Source organism: uncultured Gimesia sp. (assembly GCF_963976445.1).
Classification (GTDB): domain Bacteria; phylum Planctomycetota; class Planctomycetia; order Planctomycetales; family Planctomycetaceae; genus Gimesia.
In genome coordinates, this window is record NZ_CAXBKP010000024.1 from 65567 (window position 1) to 85523 (window position 19957).

The following is a 19957-nucleotide window of genomic DNA, read 5'->3' on the forward strand; positions in this document are numbered from 1 at the left end:
ACGACAAGCTTTCGATCTGGCATGTGTACCAAGATGATCTTGAGTAAATCGTGTGAACGGGATTCAGTGATATTGCGAAAGAACAATGAAATGAATGCAGTATTTCATACTTTCCCACTGCTTTTCATTTCCTCAACCAGGGTAGCATGCCGGAGTTTCTTCTCTTCACTTTCCTGGGCAGCTGTGGAGTAATAGATGAAACCAAGCGCTTTTCGCGTTCGGTCTTTGGAAGTGTTTCCATCGGCCCGGTGGACTGTTAAAGCATGATGCACCAGCAAGTCGCCAGGTTGGGCTGGAAAGGCAATTTCGTTTTGTATGTCTTCTTCGGTACCAAAGTCGGTCATCCCCTGTGAAAAGCCTAAGGTCTGCGTTTTCCCGTGTGGCCGAAGACCCTGCAAATGCGAATGACGCACGTAACGCACACACCCGTTCTCGGCGTCCACGTCTTCCAGTGCCAACCACATTGTGACCGCTTCGTTGGGCTCCAACATAAAATAATAACCATCCTGATGCGGAGGCGTCGGCAAGCCGACCTGTGGTGGCTTATTGAAATACTGCATGTTAACGCCATGCACTTCATGGCCTAGTAATTTCGCTGCCAGTTCCTCAAACTTACTACCAAACATCAAATTGTTGAAGTAGTCGTCGTATTGAAACATCTGCTGCAACTGCTTGAGAGTTGTCTTGGTAGTTTTGTCTTCATAGAAAACTTCCTCTGAAGGCATTGTCGGTGCAACATCAACGATGAATCTCTCAACGTTCTCTCGCAACTCGCCAACTTCCTGTGGATTCAGAAAGCCCGGCAAGGCGACATAACCATCTTCGAGGAATTGCTTGCGCAAATTTTGATTTGATTGTTCTTGATCCATTTAACACACCCTTTTAAGTTTCGCTGAAGATACGAACCAGATAGGCCGTCTCCGATCATCAATTGGCTAATCAGCAGGTTGGTAACGCGAATCAAACGCAACCCGAAATTATGATGTTGTGCAGTCGGATCCGGATCTAACGATGATTGCTTGTTATGTGGTTAATGATGGGGTTGCTGGCAGCGACCAGGTAAAAAAGCCAATTGCTTCCAGCTCGCTTCTTAGCCTGCTGATTTCTTCATCAGTTAAACGACCTTGAGGCAGCCGGCAATCCCCCATATCGAAACCCTGCATTTCCAAAACTGCTTTCATCGCTGGGTGAAAAGGGTATTGTTTCACAGTGCTAATCATGCTGATTGCTTGTGCTTGTTCTCGTCTGGCTTCGGCCATGTCGCCAATTTCAAAGGCATCAATAATTCGCTGGTACAGCGGAGCAGCAATGTTATATGTGCTTCCAATTGCCGCACGAGAGCCAGTGGCTAACGCCCCCAGCAACATTTCATCACAGCCCCATACAACATCGAATCGCTCGTTTTCAAGTTCGAGGCATTCTTGAAATTCAAACAGTTTGGTGTCGGTGTATTTCAAGCCAGCAAGGTTCCCGATTCGTTCTCCGCCTAGTTTAAGAAATTCGACCATATTCAAATTTGAACCAGTCAATGAAGGGATGTGGTAATAGTAGAATGGAAGATTAGCCGCACTGCTGGCAATTTCCTCCATGCACTCTACGAGTGTGTGCACGTCACCAACATTGAAGTAAGAAGGACAGGTCGCCGACGTGATATCTGCTCCGATGTCTTGAGCGTGCCTGGCCAGATCTTTGGCTTCAGCAAGGCTGTTATGCCCCACTTGAATAATGACCGGAACTCGACCTTTCACCGCCTGCACATAAGCTTCGGCAACAATTTTCCGCTCATCGGTGGTCAAGGACATCCCCTCACCAGTGCTACCACAGACATACAACCCGCTGACTCCCCGTTCAATCAATGACTCCACAATGGGCGCCACATGATCGACATTGACACATCCTGAAGCACTCAGAGGTGTGTATGTAGCAGCTATCAAACCCTGTAATCGAAATTTTGGCATGGCTGATCCTCAGTAAATTTTTTAAAACGTGAAAGGTGAATCTCGCATAGGGTAGTCCAGCTGGATTCCATTGATTTTTCCGCTACACCTACCTCTAACCACATCTGAGCAACTGCCAATTAGATTTCCAAGGAAAAGTAGAAGTCACCCCAGAACTAACCTGCTGGAGAATGCTTGCATTGGAACCATCCTCACTCTTGAGCGAATACATTACCAAGGAGTATGTGGGAATTAAGGCGAGAAACGTACTTGCAGACATGTTAGTGTCCTGAATCTAATCACGAAGTCACTTGTTATCTGATGTTATAACACTTTTGAGTGAGAGTCAATGGACGGAATTGCTCACTTAGATACAAACAGAAATAACTTCCCCTAACTCCACCCGGTCTGACGCTCCGACACGCGTTTCGAAAGTGGCAGAATGAGGTGAATCGGCCGCATCAAGAGTACAAAAACAACACTGATCGGAGCGCGGGGGCCCCCCATTAAGCCCCTAACAAAACAGGGGTTTTGTGAAGTGTCATCAAAGCGTGGTATGGGGCCTGGGCGTTTACGAAACCGAAGGTTGCTGGTTCGAGCCCAGCGGGGTGCATTTTCTTATCTCACACTGAGAAAACCACTTACAACCCAAAGGCCTTCGTCACCCCGACGAAGGCCTTTTGTATTCCCCCCCACTAATGGGTGCCTGTCACAAGAGTATCGCAAAGCAGTCTCACTCGATGACATCCGATTCAATTCCCTGTGAGCTTTGCTACTAAATTATCTAGTTTTTTCTTCTCCTCGTTACTGTCAATATACTGAACCGCTAATCGTTGCAAAGCCTTGAGATTTGTCTCATCTGCATTGTCCAAGTCATCATAGGCATCAGACAAATGGGTTTGGAATCGAAAATATCTATCAGGATGGATAAGCTGAGTAGCAATGTAATTTACTGAATCAGCGGAGCCATCAAACAGCACATTAATGATGGGGATTGCCCACTCTGCTGCTCCCCACTCGTCCGCCTCTTCTGCGGTAATTCTGCGTATCGATTCCCCAGTACCAAAACTTGCAACAAGAAGATTATCAGTGCTTGGATTCTTGTTCGACTGAGTGTTGATTTTAACTGCCTCTGCAATAGCACATGCGGTTGGATTATTTGCCACTACACCACCATCTATCAGAGGCATTTCTACTCCTTTTATTTCCATCATATGAGCAGGAAAGTAAGTCGGTGCAGAAGCAGAAGCTTTGCAAATCTCCCATACTTTGAGAGAACGATACTCTGATTGATTATTCTTTAATACAATCGCTTCTCTACCGAATACATCATAAGCTGTGATTAAGGTTGGTTTGATTTTTAATGAACCAAATATTGTGGTCTTGAAAGTGTCCTTCAAAACTTTCTCAAGTCCCTCCCCATCATACTTTGGAGCACTCACGCCATCTGAAAAGAGTCGGGTAGCACGACTCCAAAGGCGAGAAGCAGTAGAGGGAAATATTTCTTTTCCTCGTTTCAGGTAAAGCTCAATGATTTTATCTATACTTATCCCCTTTGAGATCCCAGATACTGTTAATGCTCCTGCAGAAGTTCCCGCTATTAAGTCAAAATATTTATAAAGTGGTTTGTCGAGTTTCGCTTGAAGTCTTTTTAGCCAGATAGCTGTTATCAGTCCTCTGATCCCACCCCCATCTAAGGATAGAATTCGATATGGTTTTGACATAGTAGGCCTACTTTCTTGTATTGGTATTTATGAATTCAATGATCATTTAGACTGAAAAGAAGACTACACAATTACTCATTAGCCATGCGATGTAGTTCCTTGATGTCTTGAACAGTTAAGTTTGGGTAAGCACTGTAGAAAGGTTCTACGGCTCTTAAATCATGCTTTTTCACAAACTTTAAAAACTGCTCTGTATGAGATTGGACATTTACTTTTCCATCATCATTTTTCATGTCATCTGTTCCTTTAACATGCTCAAGGATCAGATTGAAAACATCTCCAATGTGGTCTACAAATCGGTTTATATAAACATCAAATTCACCGTCATAAGCGGTGATTACTGCTACCTGTTTTGACTCTTCAAGAAACACAAAACGAGCATAATGTACAATACCAATTGAATCTAACGCTTTGTTGATCGAATTGTCATCTCTTGCGAGGAGAACTTTAATTTTAGCTTTGAGCTGATTGTAAGACTGCTCATCCTTACATGTCATTATTAGTGTGAGTGGATTGGAAACGCCATGCTTTGTAGTAGATAGTTTCAAATAGGTTTTGTTGATAAAATCGACTGATTCCGCTGCCTCATTTGCAGTACGCATTGTTACAGTTGGAGCCATCTTATTTATATTTTCAAATCCCCATCCAAAGTTTCTGATATTCCAATTTTTAAAGGTCCTATTTTTAGGCAATACATTTGGATCAATCGCTGATATATTTTCAGGCAGATTATATGAGAACTGAGTCGTCACACCTGACAACTTGGAATCTCTGATACTGCTTTCAGTATGGCAGCTGATACAGTCTGTCGTAAGAAAATGAGATCTTTCTGGATTTGCAATAATATCTGAAATATCCCTTACCTGGATTGTTGAGAGAAGTGGGTCCGTTGAGTTTGGAAATACTCGACGATCTATTCTTCCAATTTGCAATAGAGGAAGGATACTAACGCCTTCTGCCCCAAATTGACGATTGTTTGGAATTGGAAATACCCTGGATTGAGTTACAAAACTCAATACCTGTCCCTTGGATGGCCTAAGGCTTGGAATTTTTTCAATGATCTTATGACGATCACTGGCAGGATCTTTCGAAACAGCAAAAAATATCCAAGGTTCAAAACCATCTTGGATACCCATAAATGCTGCAGACTTTATCCTGTTTGAATGCAAGTGATTCTTTAAAAATTTCTTGAGGCGTTCTGTTAAATGAAAGCCTGAGGATGAGAACCCCGGATGAACTCCAAGCAAAGTGCCTGAAGTGTCAATGCCGCTGCTTTTCAATTCTTTCTTTATTGACAGCAATTCATCAATGATCTCTTTAAAGGCAACTGAATCGGCTTCAAACGGCGGATTAGAATTCTTCACATAGTCATAAATGAGATGAATAGCGAAATCATGTGCAATAGAATTCCCGTTAGAAGTTGTTACTGGTTGGCAGATAATTCGAACCTGTGGCCTAGAACCAAACTTGTCTCTAATTTTCTGACTGCATCCGGGAGCCGATGGATCAATTCTTATGCCTGCTATTTTCCAATTAGTAATCTCTTTTAACTCTTCATTAAGAAACTCAATTTGTACTGGTTGGTTGGAAATGGGATCATTTAATACCAGTGTTTCCGCATTTTGAATAAGATCATTAAACAAAGATTGACGACAAACTGATTTCCCATCTTTTGTCAATTTACTATCGATTGAAATCAAACTATTTGCTTCTTCAACTGTCGTTGGTACATTCCATAAAAATGATATGTCGCAAACATCTAATTTCATTTGATGGTCTTGGGACAACGCTGTTCCATGTAAATAAGTCAGCGTAAAAACAATTGAGAGAAGATATGATCGCATGAATTGAACTCCTTCAACGAAACGAATTTGTATGGACACGACTAAGCCCTATATCTTTAAACCGCAATCCTTCTCAATTATCTTCGATAATAATTTTGTATTTGTATCTCCCGATACAACACGACAAGAACAAAGCCTTAACTTGATGACACCAGCTATGGAATTTTCTGGCCGAGCCCATTGGCTGTGGCCATTAGTCCATGTCCGTTGGAATATTTTCTTCTTGTTAAATAGGTCTTTGTCACAAATCAGGGATGAAGCATTTTTCGCTATAGCGTGCAGCAAGATGCACGCTAATCTCTGCAATAATTGGCAGCAGATTGCTATGACAACGGAATTTATCGCTTGTGAAAAGCCCTTGAATTAACATTACGAAACCGAAGGTTGCTGGTTCGAACCCAGCGGGGTGCACTTCTTATCTCCTACTGAGATAACCACTTACAACCAAAAGTCCTTCGTCACCCCGACGAAGGACTTTGGCATTCCCCCCACTAATACAAGTGGTCGAGCATTTCTCGATGTGAAGCTTGCTTTCATTCCCAGTAAACCAAATTGCCAACTTTCACTTTACTGATATCGGATATCAGGTGCTTGTGAAGAATTGATGAATCCAACGGGAACGACTGGATACTCAGTTCGATGACCGCTAGGATTTTCGAGTTCGGGGGCACACGTGTGACTTATGAACACTCCAGAGCCAACGTGCCTGGGAAGTTGGGTTCCGGAAAATATCATTTCATAAGGGTTTGGTGAATGTTCCACTCGAAGTTTTTATCTGTCATTCTGCTGGCACTTGCCTGCTACCAGTCGGTTTGCCTCGCAGAGCAAGGGAAGCAGGCACCTCAATTTCAAGCCCATGCCCATAATGACTACCGCCATCGCCGACCACTGTGGGACGCTTTGAAAAATGGCTTCTGGTCTGTGGAAGCGGACATTTTTCTCGTCGACGGAGAATTACTCGTTGGCCATAGTCGTTCCGAGTTATCCCGAGAACGCACGCTGCGTACGTTATACCTCAAACCTCTGAAAGAATACTTCAAGAAACATCCCCTGAAGACAGACGAGAAGTCCCCGCCATTCACATTACTGATCGACATCAAAACAGATGGAGAAGACGTTTACCCAGTGCTGCGGAATCAACTTCGGGAATACGAAGGTCTGCTCTGCACTTATCAAGACGGGAAAATGATTCGTGGTCCGGTGCAAGTTGTGATCTCGGGGGATCGCCCCAAAGAAATGATCGAAGCCGACAATCCACGATACGCCGGGATCGATGGTCGCCTGAGTGACCTGAATTCTGATCAACCGTCAGACCTGATGCCGCTGATTAGTGACCGCTGGACGTCACATTTTGAATACCGTGGAAAAGGTAAGATGCCCGAAGCAGAGAAAGTCAAACTGAGAGAGATTGTCAAGCAGGCCCATGCGGCAGGTCGACGCGTTCGATTCTGGGCAACTCCAGAGTCAGAGGAACTGTGGCAGGAACTGGTCAATGCGGAAGTGGACCACATCAATACAGATGAACTTGAAAAGCTAAGTGCATTCTTGATGCGTCAAACGAATGAAAGGCGCTAAAGGAATCGAATTCCCGTTCATTCCAACCAAAATGGCGTTGCGAATTCATGCATCACTGGATGAAAGTCGTTCCCGTGTTGTGCCCGCAATGCTGGTCGTGGCGTTAGGCTGATGACAATATATCTAATAACGTGGATGGAAATTCTCATTGTAGTACGGAACTCCTGTGATAGACTGGATCATTTCACCTGTGCTCTGGCGGGAAAATTCATCCATGAAGTCATCTGCAGTAAAACGACTGCTCTTTCTGTTATTGATCTGTCTGGTACAGCCTCTATCGGCGGCCGAACATCCCAACATCGTTCTGGTGTTCATTGATGATATGGGCTGGGGCGACTTTTCCTGCTTTGGCAATACAAAAGCAAGCACTCCGCACATTGATAGCCTCGCCAAAGAAGGCATTCGCTTCGAGCAGTTTTATGTCAATTCGCCGATTTGCTCTCCTTCGCGCGTAGCCATCTCCACAGGACAGTATCCACACCGTCACCGGATCACTTCTTATCTTGCCAGCCGCAAGGCCAACAAGAGCAGGGGAATCGCAAACTGGCTTGATCCCGAGGCTCCGATGCTGGCTCGTTTTCTGAAACAAGCCGGCTATGCTACCGCGCATTGCGGGAAGTGGCATATGGGCGGTCAGCGCGATGTAGATAATGCACCACCAATTACAGATTATGGCTTTGATGTTTCACTGACGAACTTCGAAGGCATGGGAGCGAAGTTGCTGCCTTTGACGGAAGTCCCGCTCAAAAATGGGGGCGTGAAAAAAGGACGCATCTGGCAGGATGCCGCACGTCTGGGAGAACCGGTCGAGTGGATTCTGCGTTCCAAAATTACCGGTGGTTTCGCCGACAAAGCGGTCGCGTTTATTGATCAGTCTCAGAAGAACAAACGGCCGTTTTATATTAACGTCTGGCCCGATGACGTGCATACGCCGCTGTTTCCCTCTCCCACAAACTGGGCCGACTCACAACGCGGCCTGTATCAATCTGTCCTGGAAGAGATGGACCAGCAGTTGGCGCGGCTCTTTGATCGAATTTGTAACGATGATGCGCTGCGTGAAAACACACTGATCCTCGTCTGCTCAGATAATGGGCCAGAGAAAAACGCAGGATCGGCGGGGCCCTTTCGGGGACTGAAAGCAACTCTGTTTGAAGGCGGTGTCCGTTCGCCGCTAATTGTCTGGGGGCCCGGTTTCATCGCCCCGCCACAGCAAGGCACAGTTAACAAAACGTCTGTTTTCGCCGCCATCGATCTCGTTCCCTCACTACTGGATCTGGCCGGTGTGTCCGTGCCAAAAGAAGTGCACTTCGATGGCGAAGATCTCGCGAAGACGCTCATCGGCAAGTCTCACCAATCCCGATCGGCTCCGCTATTTTTCCGGCGTCCTCCCGACCGTAAAGAGTTCCGACATTTGAAAAACCTGCCCGACCTGGCTGTGAGAGAGGGGAAATGGAAGCTGCTGTGTGATTATGACGGCACACGTCCTCGACTCTTTAATCTGGAAACTGATCCCGGTGAAGCGATGAACCTCACTGACCAGCATCCCGAACTGACCGAGCGGCTGATCAAAGAGGTTCTCGCGTGGAATGCAACCATGCCCGTTGACGCCGGCGACCCGAAGTTCAACACAACACAAAAAGAAACAAAATAGAACGAGCCTAAGTCACTATTTTTGAAAGCAACATGAACGTGATGCGCACCACAACCATGATTAAAACTGTCGTCTGCCTGCTCTGTGTGATCACAGTCGCAGAGCGGTCCTCTTCTGCATCTGCAGCCGAGCGTCCCAATATCATTCTGATTCTGGCCGATGACCTCGGCTATTCAGATTTAGGCTGTTATGGCGGTGAGATCAAAACGCCTCACATCGACGCGCTCGCGTCCGGCGGTGTTCGTTTTACTCAGCTCTACAACTCGGCGCGCTGTTGTCCCACGCGTGCGTCGTTGATGACGGGCCTCTATCCCTCACAGGCAGGCATTGGTGATTTCACTACACCGAAACCCAATAGAAAACGCGGGCCGGGATACCTGGGACGCTTGAACGACCGTTGTGCCACCATGGCGGAAGTGTTGAAACCAGCCGGCTATGGCTGCTACTACGTCGGCAAATGGCACATGCATCCAGAAACTGGGCCGATCAAACGCGGCTTCGACGAGTTCTACGGTTACACGAAAGGCCACTCGCACGATCAATATGATGCAGACTATTACATTCGCCTGCCTCAGGGGCGAAAAAAGGAAATCGACCCGCCCGCCAGCGACTACTATGCCACCGATGTCTTCAACCAGTACGCGATGGAATTCATTCGACAAGGACAGAAAACAGACAAACCCTGGTTTCTGTTTCTCGGCCATTCCTCCCCTCACTTTCCCGTGCAGGCACCCGCTGCGCGTGCAGACAAGTATGTAGCCACCTATCAACGTGGCTGGGACGAGCTTCGCGCAGAACGTTATGCGCGCATGCAGCAACTTGGTTTAATTGACGGCAAACACTGGAAACTAACTCCCCGTTCGATTGTTCCCGTTGATCGTGATGACATTGCGAACGGGTTTTCCGGCAAGCCGAATCCTGCCTGGGACTCATTGGATGAATCGCGTCAACACGATCTGGCACGACGCATGGCTGTCTTTGCTGCGATGGTGGAAGGGGTGGACCAGGGCGTCGGTCAGATTGTTGATCATTTGAAAAAAACAGATGAGCTTAAGAATACATTGATTCTCTTTTTGAGCGATAACGGCGCCTGTTATGAATGGGGGCCGTTCGGCTTTGATGGCGTCTCGCGAAAAGGGACCACCATCCTGAGAACAGGCGCTGACCTGCGAAAAACGGGAGGCCGGGGAACCCATCAGTCCTACGGCAGCGCGTGGGCCAATCTGGGAAATACTCCCTTCCGGCTTTACAAACATTTCACGCACGAAGGCGGCATCAGTAGTCCGTTCATCGCACATTGGCCTCAAGGGATCGGCAAGCCGGACCGCTGGGTTCGAGATCCAGCGCACGTAATGGATCTGCTACCCACACTGATCGAGGTCGCGGGTGCAACCTATCCACAGAAACAAAAGGGTAACATGATGACTCCCCTTGAAGGGACGAGCCTGCTACCTGCCATGCGTGGTAAAGGACTTACTGAAAGAACGATCGGTTTTGATCATCAGGCCGCACATGCGTTACGGAAAGGAGACTGGAAAATCGTCTGGTCAAAACGGATGCCGGCGGAAATCAAGTGGGAACTCTATAACCTTGCGGAAGATCGCTGCGAACTGCACGACCTTGCAGACAAATATCCCGATCGAGTGCAAGCGATGGCTGCCGAATGGGAAGCCTGGGCGCGGCATGTCGGCGTGACCTGGGAAGATGGAAAAAAGAATGCTCCCTAGAAACCACGCTCTTGATTTCGTTCATGACTACCTTGTCCCGAGCGTTAATTCTTTGCTTTATTCTTCCGTTGCTCTTCAAATTTGCGCTGGCGTTCCCGGGAACGGTTTCGCATTGATTCCAATAGCGCTCGTTGCTGCTCGGACAGGGGACCTAAATCCAGCTCGCGCTTTTCGCCGGGAAACAGACTGACCGAGGCACCGGGTACAGAAATACCGCCCCCATCTGGCTCTGGAAAACTGCGATTGATGTTCGCCTGATAAATGGGAGGAATCTGGTTATAAATAAAACCTTTTTCTTTTACTTCTTGAGGTAGATCGTCCCAATACTGGTTGAACATCATCTCAGGCCAACCCTCGTGAGCTTCGATGTGGTTGGAGAGATCCACTGTCTGTTTTTCATTGGGAACGTTACCCAGTTCGGTTTTAAGACCCGCCCAGGGTAACAGCTTGATATTTTGATCGGCCTGTAATCGATCACTTCTGACGAGTGCAAAACCTGCCTCCGGGTGCATTGCCAGAATATAATACTTCTGGTCTTGAGGCGGATAGAGATCGAACTGACCGGATGCGTTAGATAGGGTCATCACATGTTCGAGTCGATTTCGAATTCGTCCCAGCACGAGGGCCACATGATACGTTTTGTAGCCGATCGACTCATCAACGGGCAGAATCAAAGCCACTTCCGCTCCTTCAATTGGCGTCCCTTTCTGGTCCACAATCGTCCCCGTCATTTTGCTTTGAGGATCGGGTTTTAAATCGGTGGCCGTTTTGATCTGGTCATAACGAAAGTCGGTCCGCGGCCATAAGCTGCCTTCACTGTGTCCAGCAAACTTATACTTACGCGTCAGTTCCCACATCTTTGCTTTCGCCGGTTGATACCCATCAGAAAGCATCGTCCCGCGAGTAAAATAAAACGCGGGGCTGATCAGGGACGTGTCGGGAAGTGTTTTAAATAAGTCGTCGATTTCTTCCCAGGTGATGATCTCTTTGCCTTCCAGCAGGATCACGTGTTTGGCAATCACAAACGACAACTTGGCTGTAGGAGGCTGCTTTACAGGGATCGAAGCGTCTGCGTTTGTTTTACCTTTGATCTGCGCGTCGGGTTTTCTTGTCGTCTGTTGAATTTTAGAAGCTGGGGATTTCCCCTTGTTTTCGCTGTCTGGCAGTTGAGTCAAATCAAATTGCACACGTGTCTCTTGATTGGGATCAATGTCGACGATCTTTTTGGGACCGTTAGGATAATTCAAAGAAACTCCCACCTGCTGTTTTTCGTTACCTGCTTTGAGGTCGACGGCCAGTCCTCGAAATATGGCTGTAGCGCCATCGTCAGTCACTTCGACGGGGGTATCCGCACCGATCTGTTCACCAAAGCGACTGTCTGGAATCGGGTGAAAGTCGACTCCTTGTCGCACACTGACAAAAGGTTTTCCTCTGCGCTGAGGCAATTTGCTCAAATCGCCACTAATATTGACGATCAGGTCACGGCGCTCAGACACAACGATGGACGTGTGCTGTCCTGCCTGGAGATCGTGAATGATCGCACGGGCTCCATTTTCCGCTTCGACAATACACAGGTAGTGTGAGTCTTTAGTAAGCTGATCCAGACCAAAGCGGCCTTGCTCATCAGTGGTGGCAATGAGCTCTCCCCAAAAACCATTTTTCGATCCAGCATAGACTAAGGAGCGTCCCTCGTTCGTAATTTCATGCTTGAGAAATAGTCTGGCATTCGCCAATGGTTTTCCGGCCGTGTCCTGTACAACACCGGTGGTCTTCTGGCTGGGAGTCAGCGTCAGTGTCGTCTTTTTTTGCGAACGTAAATCCTGAGACCTGGCATGGAATGGTTCGTATCCTGGTGCTGTCACCTTGATGGAATAGTTCGTGTCCGCCAGATGTTCCAGTAGTAGTTCCCCTTTCGCGTTGACCATCTGTTTCTGAACGGGGCCCTGCACGTTTCCGTTCCATGCAGGATGTACCACCACAGTGGCTCCTGAAATGAGTTCTTCTTTCTGATTTTGCATCCGCAATAAATGAGAGAAACCCGGTTTGAGTACAATCCTGATATCATCACGCTGTTCCCCCAGTTTTATTTTCAAAGGGCCAACAAGCACGGGGGAATATCCTTCAGGGAAATAGCGTAACCAAATGGTCCCGGGAGGGGATTTTGTTGAAAACTGATCAACAAATTGGCCCACAGTGCTTTGTCTGCTTTTGCTTTTGTAATACAGATATCCTGTTGTGGTTGCCGGTGAACCGTCTTCAAGAACAATGCGACCTGAGACCACGGCATTTTCAACAGACGCCGGAGAGTCGGTTGCGGTGGTATTGTTTTCTGCTGTCTTCTGTTTCGCCTGCGGATTCAATGGCAGATTCTTGATCTCAATATACTCAATCGGTCTGGTCTGGAATTCGAAGCGATCCAGCTCTTTCAGCTTCAGGTCTTTGAAGCTTGCCTTATATTGAACGAAAGTCGCTGACCTTATGGAATTAGTTGCGGCAGTGTGCGGACGAAGCAGTTCACCTTGTCTGTCAATAGCAACGATCCGAATCTCGCGATCTTGTATATCATGAGAGCCGATGACAACGATATCTTCGTTCTGGCTAAAAGGGCCCGAGATCATCGCGTGATATACACCCTGCTTGGAACGTGTGTGATCCACTAGTGTGAAACCTGTGATACTATCCGCGTCCATTTTGAGTTTCGTAGTCCACTTACCGCTGGCAACCCCCAGCCTCAAATCAACCGACTTCAAATCTTGATTCGCTGAGAAGACCTGTGAGTAATACTCTTTGGCTCTTTCTTCCCCATTCAAAGCGACAGAGGCAGTCGCACCTGATCCTTTACTTGAAACAGTCCAACTGAGCGTTGCATCCTGAGGTAAGTGATTCACGCGAAATACGAGCTGCCGACCAATTTGCTTTTCATTAACGGGAATGGATGCACCATGCACCCGATACGGACTTGATGACTGCAAGGTACCTTGCACATCCCACCAGCGCTGTGGTGTTTCTTCATATGTTCCGATCGATAGAACTTCTACGTTGCCATCAAGGGAATACGGTTTCGTTGATTCAGCGTCAGTTGGTGCTTCATTTTCCTGCTGAACGGTCTTCGCTGGCGATTGATTCTCAGCATACGTTGACCAGGCTGCAGGCCCGCCGATCAACAGGAGTGCGAGCACCGCATAGGTCATGCCGCGCGTCAGTCGTAGCGGCTCGCGCAGTGGTTCATCAAACAATCGCGCCACGCGGCGGCGGACTTCAGAAGGGGAGTGGCCGTTGGCAGCCAGTGATGTCAGTTCCGGGTTCGCCGCAAGATTCGGTTTGGAAAGTTCCACCACCCGCAGCAATGCTGTGGCATAACGTACTTTGCGTTCGAAGTCAGACGCCGCTTCTGCATGGCAGGTCAGATCATCGCAACAGAATTCGCGCAATCCACTGATCTGTCGACTCAGATACCAGAGGGCGGGATTAAAAAACAGCACCGCTTCGGCCAGTCGCTGCAGCAGATTGACCCACATATCATAGCGCCGCACATGCGCCAATTCGTGTGCCAGGATCAGCTCCAGTTCATCGGGTGTCAGTCCGCTGACCACAGAAGCCGGCAACAGGATGAGTGGCCGAATCAATCCCACCACTGTGGGGACGACGATGTGTTCGGCTTCTGCCAGTACGGGAACCATCTTCATCGACCATTGCTTCGCCAGTGAACGCAGCGATTCGACGAGCGGCCCCTCTTTGATCACTGTTGCCTGAGCACTCAGCCGATTGACTTTGATCATCGATACGATCAACCGCGCCAGCATAAAACCCACACCGAGAACGTAAATGGCCATAATCCACGGTGTGATCTGCAACCATCCGCGAAATGTCGCTCCTGGTGCGTCCGCGTCCAACGAAGTGTGATTCGCGGTATTATTTTCTGCGCTCTCAATGGGTGGTTCGACAGTTTGGATTTCTACTGGTACGACAGAGGTCGGCTGATCGGGAGTTGTCATACGCGGTTCAGATGGGGAATTGACGGCTGTTGCCGTTGATTGTGCTTGGATGACTGGTTTACCACTGTCTTCAGTAGACTTGATTACCAGAAAAGTAACGGGCAATGCTGCAATCGCCAGCAGCAATGCGAACACATTCACGGTATAACGTCGTTCAACGGTTTGGTTTTTCCAGATCAATTTCAGACACCATACGACAATAGCCAGCACGGCGAATTGCCAGACTGAGTGCAATAACGTCAGGCAAAGTCGGGTACTGAAAGTGGGGTCAATGAAAGTCTGCCAGATCATTTGGACTGCTCCTTTGCCTTGCGGGTGATGAGCTTTCGAAGTTCAGCGAGTTCACTGGAATTGATGTCCGTTGTTTCCAGCAGGTTGAGCATCATGGCTGACGGGGAACCATCGAATAACCGCGACAATAAATCTCCCATAATGCCGCCAGCAATCTGATCTTTCTCTACTTTGGGTGAGAACAAGAACGATTTGCCTTCCTTTCGCCGCCGTAATAACCCTTTGTCATACATGATATTCAAAGTCGTGATCACCGAGCTGTGGGCCAGCGCGCGATCTGCTTCTGTTTCCAGCTTCGCGCGAACATCTCGAACTGGTAACGGCGATTCATCCCATAATATCTTCAGGATTTCCAGTTCCAGTTTTGTCGGGTGATCTGATCCGGGACGAGCCATTGGCGAGTTCCTGCTCCACAAAGAAATGCGAATGATACGAACAAAGTACTTCTAATTAATTAGATGATCATACCGCCAAAGCCCCAGCAGTCAATATTATCTTCTATCTAATTAGAAGATAATATTGCAGGGTGCTTCTACAGGCGATGAAACACATCCTTTTTTAGAGTAAAAAACAATGCATTTCATAACGCGTGTTAACCAGTTTTGGAGCGAGATTTTTTGTACTAAATGCTGTAATTGATTCATTTTACTCTGAATGTTTCGGTCCTGACTGCGTAGTGAAGGCGAGGCTGGAAAAAAACCGCTTTCTGCTCTGCTTTTGGCCTGCTCCATGATTGTCTCCGGTTCGGTCGCTTCGATATGATTGAAGCAGGAAGGCATTGCGGCCTTTGTACTTAGATTGGCAGTTGCCTGTATTCCCTGATTCTTGTTGGACAGTTTATGTCTCTGAAAACCCGCGTCCTGCTCCTCATCTGTTCGGTCATTCTGATCCCTGTGGGTACCTGGCTTCTGTTGCCCGGCTTACCTTCGCTGGGTCAGGTACCAGAGATCTTTTCGGGGGGAACTTCATATCCTGCATCGGAGATTCCGTTTCAACGGGTCAATATCGGTCCTGATCCCGTTGGCTTGCCACTCATTACGAATGTGCAAATCGTCGATTTCGACGGTGACGGAACAAATGAGATTCTCGGTTGTGATTCCGGTCGTGGCATCGTTTCGCTGTTTACCAAGCAGGGGGCGGAGACCTGGCAGGAAAAGGTTGTGCTAAGCGATCTGGCAGCACCGGGGCATGCAACAGTCGTCGATATTGATGGAGATGGAGATCAGGATCTGATTGTTTCCATCTTAGGAAACCTGCTACCCGACGACCGGGTAATTGGCCGCGTCGAATTATACGAACGACAAGGCGACGAGTTTATTCGTCACGTGATTCTGGATGATGTCAGACGCGTCGCCGACGTCCAGCCGGGAGATTTTGACGGGGACGGCGATCTGGACCTGGCAGTCGCCGTTTTTGGTTACAGCCGCGGTTCAGTTCTTTGGTTGGAAAATCGAGGTGACTTGAAATTCAGGGACCACGAACTGCTCAACGCACCAGGCACGATTCATGTGCCTGTCGCTGATTACGATGGCGACGGCGATCTGGACATTGCAGCGATTGTCACACAGGATGAAGAAGAACTCTGGGGTTTTGAAAATCTCGGTCAAGGCAAATTCAAAAAACGTCGATTGTGGATGACAGTCAATCTGGATCTGGGGGGCGCAGGCCTGATTCATGCCGACCTCGATCAAGATGGTGATCAGGATCTGATTTTACCAGCCGGCGATAACCTGGAAGACTTGGATGCCTACCCCCAGCCATATCATGGTTGCCTGTGGTTCGAGAACAAAGGGAATTGGGAATTTGAAATGCGTCGAATTTCTAATCTGGGAGGTACTTATGCGGCGGATGTCGGAGACCTGGATGGAGACGGTGATCTGGATGTGGTGTTGGTCAGCATGACCAATGACTGGTATGATCCGAAAACCGCCAGCGTCGTCTGGCTGGAGAATGACGGAAAACAAAATTTCCAGACCTGGCAGATCGATAACAATCCGATCCATCTGGTCACCGTCGCTGTCGGTGATCTGACGGGAGAGGGCCGTGATGATATTGTGGCCGGAGGGTTGAATCTGCGAAAGCCATACCAGCGAATCGGCAGAATTTCCGCCTGGCTGAATCAGGGAGGAGCAACACCATGAAACAATTCATTCGCTTTTTACTTTTGTTGCTCGTGATGGAATTAGGATACTGCGGATTTCTCGTAGTACAGCGACTCTCTCGGCCGCTCCCCGTACTGCCCGATGCGGAATTCGTAGACCCTTTGATGATGGAGGATTATCGCGAACTATCGCGACAGGCAGAAACGGGTTCCAGTTTAGAGTGGATCAAGTTAGGGCAGGCGTTATTAGGTCAGGGGTTTTACAGCTATGCAGAAAACTGTTTTCGACAGGCGGCTGATCTGGATCCATCCAATCTCGTTGCGCAAGCCAGTTATGCATTTTGCCTGGAACGTACCGGACGCATGCAAGCGAGTACTCTGGAATATGAAAAACTGGTTCCATTAAAAACAAAACGTGCAGTTCCTTTCGCAAGTCGGCAGCATTTTTTGTATGACATTGGCAAAAATTATTTGCGTGAAGAAAATGCAGAGCAGGCTGAAGCAGCATTTCGAAAAAACAAGGGTTTCCAACCGGCCGAATACCAACTGGCCAAACTGCTGGTCAGATCAGGGAGGGCCGAGGAAGCATTGCCCATCATCAACAGCAACTTATCGAAAATCTCCAACTCCTTAAAATTTCTTTTACTACAGTCACAGGCCCTGGAAGAACTGGGACGCAACGAAGAAGCCCTCCAGGCTGCAGAAAAAGTGGAACGTGCTTTTGATATTGTCCCCCTGAATTTCAACACGCAGTTTCTCAAGCCATTAAGTGTCCGGCATGGGATTGAAAAAGAGCTGGAAACTTACAATCACTTAATCCAACAAAATGACATGGACTCACTCGCTAAAAAACTGGACGAGATCTTTCAACTGATCAATGACCGCCCGATGCCACAACACAAGTCGGCACTCATCAGCATGGTCGAAGTCGAATTCCAGCGGAAGAATCCGGAGCGGATGCTGCTCTTGATTGATCAATTAAATAAATTCGGGATTGAAAATGCTGACTTGCTTCAGTTCAGAGCAGGGGCTCACATGCTGAAGGGAGAGATGGAACAGGCAGTGCCGTTTTTACAACGCGTCGCGCAGATGTCGCCTACGATTGAAGTCCATCAGACTCTCGCCAATTATTATCACCAGCAGAAACAGACAGACAAACGAGATCTCCATTTGGCTAAAATGGCATTGCTGCAAACGATGATTGCCTTCCGGAATAATCAACTTCCTTCAGCAGAAGAAACGATTCAACGTTCGGTAGAGTTGAATCCACGCGACCCGCAGGCCTGGTTCTACTATGCAGAGACAAAACGCTTTCTGGGAGACTTGCAAAGTGCAGAGACGGCATACAAACGCTGCCTGGAACTCAACCCCAATCATGGCCGCGCTGTTCGCGAACTGTCGCGATTGACGACAGAGAAAAACACAGAGCAGTAACATCTTATGTGAATTAATAAAAACCCGGCTCCTTTATTGAAAAGGGACCGGGCTTTCGTTGTTTATGACAATGATCAGAGAAAAGCGAAACTCACTTCGAAGTCAGTTCGAGGTTTATTTCATTCGTTCCTTCTTTCACTTCTTTTTTCAGAGTCGACTTTGTGTTGAACTTGGCAGGAATCGGATCTTTGCCGATGTCTTCAGGTCCTTCGGTCGGAGTCGTCACACGCACGGTGTGTTGACCAATCTTGGCTCCCTGTTCATTTTTGCTGTAGACCAACTCGTAATGACCTGACTCATCAGTGCCTCCAAACGAAGGCTTTCCTGCTTCAGGTTCAAATGTCACAGTCACATTCGCTAAGGGGCTCCCATCCATGGTGACCACCCCGGTAACACGTCCCAGATCGGGAGTATCACTGGGGGTACCTTCCCCACAGCCTGCACAACACAAGCAGAGCAAAAAGGCGCTGAAAAACTTGACAAATAACAGATTTCCCGGCATCTGCACAGCGCCTCCTTTGTCTCTTCGAAAACTCAGTTGATAAATTAAATCGTACATTGAAATCTTAGCTTTAAAATTCACCGAGAACCTCACCGCCATCGCGTGTCACGAGTTGATGATAAGTCGTACTGCTGCCACCACTGCTGATATTTTCGCTGATGAAGCGAACCTGACCATCACCTAGCAGGAAGTGGGCGCCCCCAACATGAGCGCTGGATGCACACCAGTCTTCACCCCAGGTAGCTCCCGAGCTGTTGATCAGATAAGTGGCATTCCCACCACCAAAATTGGTTACGTCGAAGTGATACAATCCTGGATGCCAGGTCGAGGCCGAAGAAGTATAACGTGGTCCAATCCACAAACCACCGGTCCAGGCGCAGTCTGTAGTCCCGCCACAGTTATTCGTACCCGAACCATCGTTCTTGGTTGTTCTTTCCGAGACCATAATCGTATTGCTGGTGCCGTCTGTAACATCTCGTATTCGGGTGCTGGAATTTCCATAGAAAAGACCATTGTTTGTGGTTGCTGCAGAAGTACCATGACTGGCCAGATAGTTGGACTTTCCAAAGCTGCTTTTATCGGTATTGATGCCACCCATTGGATCGGAAGGACAGTTAAATGCAGGCAGAATAGTTCTCGCCAGGGTGGAAGCGTTAACGCTCCAGTGCTGTCCGAATGATCCTGTCGTCGAGCCAATCTGGTTATAGAGTGGCGCCTGATCCATAAACGGCAGAATCATCGTTCCCCAGCCCAGACCATTGCTGTTTGAAGTGGGAGCGCCTGTCTTTGAAGCCGAGAAATCAAGCTCGTTGTCAATGAATCCCGGAGGAAAGACACGGTGCGTTTCGTGGTAGTTGTGTAACGCCAGACCGAGTTGCTTCAAATTGTTTTTACAGGTACTGCGGCGGGCTGCTTCACGCGCCTGTTGAACAGCAGGTAATAACAGTGCAATTAAAATCGCAATGATCGCGATTACGACTAGTAGCTCGATCAGTGTGAAACCGAAGCTCCACCGGGAGCGACCTTGTCTAGAAACTCGTTTCATAATTTGTGCCTTTTATAAAAACGATAAAGAGAAAATGATCCTTAATCGCCGTACCGGGGGCGAAAGGAGAATACTTAAATGGGAATGATGCTATTGATACTTGTGGAGAAACTCTTTTTAACTCGGGGCAA

General features: G+C 48.0%; 14 protein-coding genes. 6 read left to right on the plus strand and 8 right to left on the minus strand.

The features are described 5' to 3' along the window. Positions 1-104: 104 nt before the first annotated feature. The 4 genes from AAC022_RS21345 to AAC022_RS21360 form a co-directional block, all read right to left on the minus strand. Positions 105-869 (minus strand): phytanoyl-CoA dioxygenase family protein, encoded by a 765-nt coding sequence (locus tag AAC022_RS21345; RefSeq protein WP_339734235.1) that lies wholly within the window; start codon positions 867-869, stop codon positions 105-107. Positions 870-1022: 153 nt separating this feature from the next. Beyond that, entirely contained in the window at positions 1023-1958 is a 936-nt protein-coding gene (locus AAC022_RS21350; RefSeq protein WP_339734237.1) for a dihydrodipicolinate synthase family protein, read from the minus strand. Positions 1959-2689: 731 nt separating this feature from the next. Continuing rightward, entirely contained in the window at positions 2690-3661 is a 972-nt protein-coding gene (locus AAC022_RS21355) for a patatin-like phospholipase family protein (RefSeq protein ID WP_339734239.1), read from the minus strand. A 71-nt stretch (positions 3662-3732) separates the two neighbouring features. After that, positions 3733-5505, minus strand: coding sequence for a hypothetical protein (locus tag AAC022_RS21360; RefSeq protein ID WP_339734241.1), 1773 nt, complete (start codon positions 5503-5505; stop codon positions 3733-3735). 753 nt (positions 5506-6258) lie between these two features. Here AAC022_RS21360 and AAC022_RS21365 point away from each other — a divergent pair. The 4 genes from AAC022_RS21365 (at position 6259) to AAC022_RS21380 (ending at position 10458) form a co-directional block, all read left to right on the plus strand. Next, positions 6259-7080, plus strand: coding sequence for a phosphatidylinositol-specific phospholipase C/glycerophosphodiester phosphodiesterase family protein (locus AAC022_RS21365; RefSeq protein WP_339734243.1), 822 nt, complete (start codon positions 6259-6261; stop codon positions 7078-7080). Continuing rightward, complete coding sequence (locus tag AAC022_RS21370) at positions 7067-7192, plus strand: hypothetical protein (protein WP_339734245.1); 126 nt, start codon at positions 7067-7069, stop codon at positions 7190-7192. Before AAC022_RS21365 ends, AAC022_RS21370 begins: the two co-directional genes overlap by 14 nt. Before the next feature lie 102 nt (positions 7193-7294). Further along, positions 7295-8731 carry a sulfatase-like hydrolase/transferase gene (locus AAC022_RS21375; protein ID WP_339734247.1) on the plus strand — a complete coding sequence of 479 codons (1437 nt, stop codon included), beginning with the start codon at positions 7295-7297 and terminating at the stop codon, positions 8729-8731. A 32-nt stretch (positions 8732-8763) separates the two neighbouring features. Further along, positions 8764-10458 carry an arylsulfatase gene (locus AAC022_RS21380; protein WP_339734249.1) on the plus strand — a complete coding sequence of 565 codons (1695 nt, stop codon included), beginning with the start codon at positions 8764-8766 and terminating at the stop codon, positions 10456-10458. A 44-nt stretch (positions 10459-10502) separates the two neighbouring features. On the opposite strand, the gene AAC022_RS21385 is transcribed toward AAC022_RS21380, so the two are convergent. Next, a complete protein-coding gene (locus tag AAC022_RS21385) occupies positions 10503-14744 on the minus strand; it encodes a M56 family metallopeptidase (protein ID WP_339734251.1) in 4242 nt (1413 codons plus the stop codon). After that, on the minus strand, positions 14741-15139 hold the full coding sequence (locus tag AAC022_RS21390; protein WP_339734253.1) for a BlaI/MecI/CopY family transcriptional regulator: 399 nt from the start codon (positions 15137-15139) through the stop codon (positions 14741-14743). Before AAC022_RS21390 ends, AAC022_RS21385 begins: the two co-directional genes overlap by 4 nt. 444 nt (positions 15140-15583) lie before the next feature. Between AAC022_RS21390 and AAC022_RS21395 the strand changes: the two genes are divergently transcribed. Further along, on the plus strand, positions 15584-16885 hold the full coding sequence (locus AAC022_RS21395; protein WP_339734255.1) for a VCBS repeat-containing protein: 1302 nt from the start codon (positions 15584-15586) through the stop codon (positions 16883-16885). After that, complete coding sequence (locus tag AAC022_RS21400; protein ID WP_339734257.1) at positions 16882-18279, plus strand: tetratricopeptide repeat protein; 1398 nt, start codon at positions 16882-16884, stop codon at positions 18277-18279. The genes AAC022_RS21395 and AAC022_RS21400 overlap by 4 nt, the downstream gene beginning before the upstream one ends. Positions 18280-18370: 91 nt before the next feature. On the opposite strand, the gene AAC022_RS21405 is transcribed toward AAC022_RS21400, so the two are convergent. Both AAC022_RS21405 and AAC022_RS21410 read right to left on the minus strand, forming a co-directional pair. Then, positions 18371-18781, minus strand: coding sequence for a carboxypeptidase-like regulatory domain-containing protein (locus AAC022_RS21405; RefSeq protein WP_339734259.1), 411 nt, complete (start codon positions 18779-18781; stop codon positions 18371-18373). Between the two features lie 70 nt (positions 18782-18851). Then, the gene (locus AAC022_RS21410; protein WP_339734261.1) at positions 18852-19826 is read right to left on the minus strand and encodes a DUF1559 domain-containing protein; all 975 of its coding nucleotides are present in this window, start codon (positions 19824-19826) and stop codon (positions 18852-18854) included. Between the last annotated feature and the right edge of the window lie 131 nt (positions 19827-19957).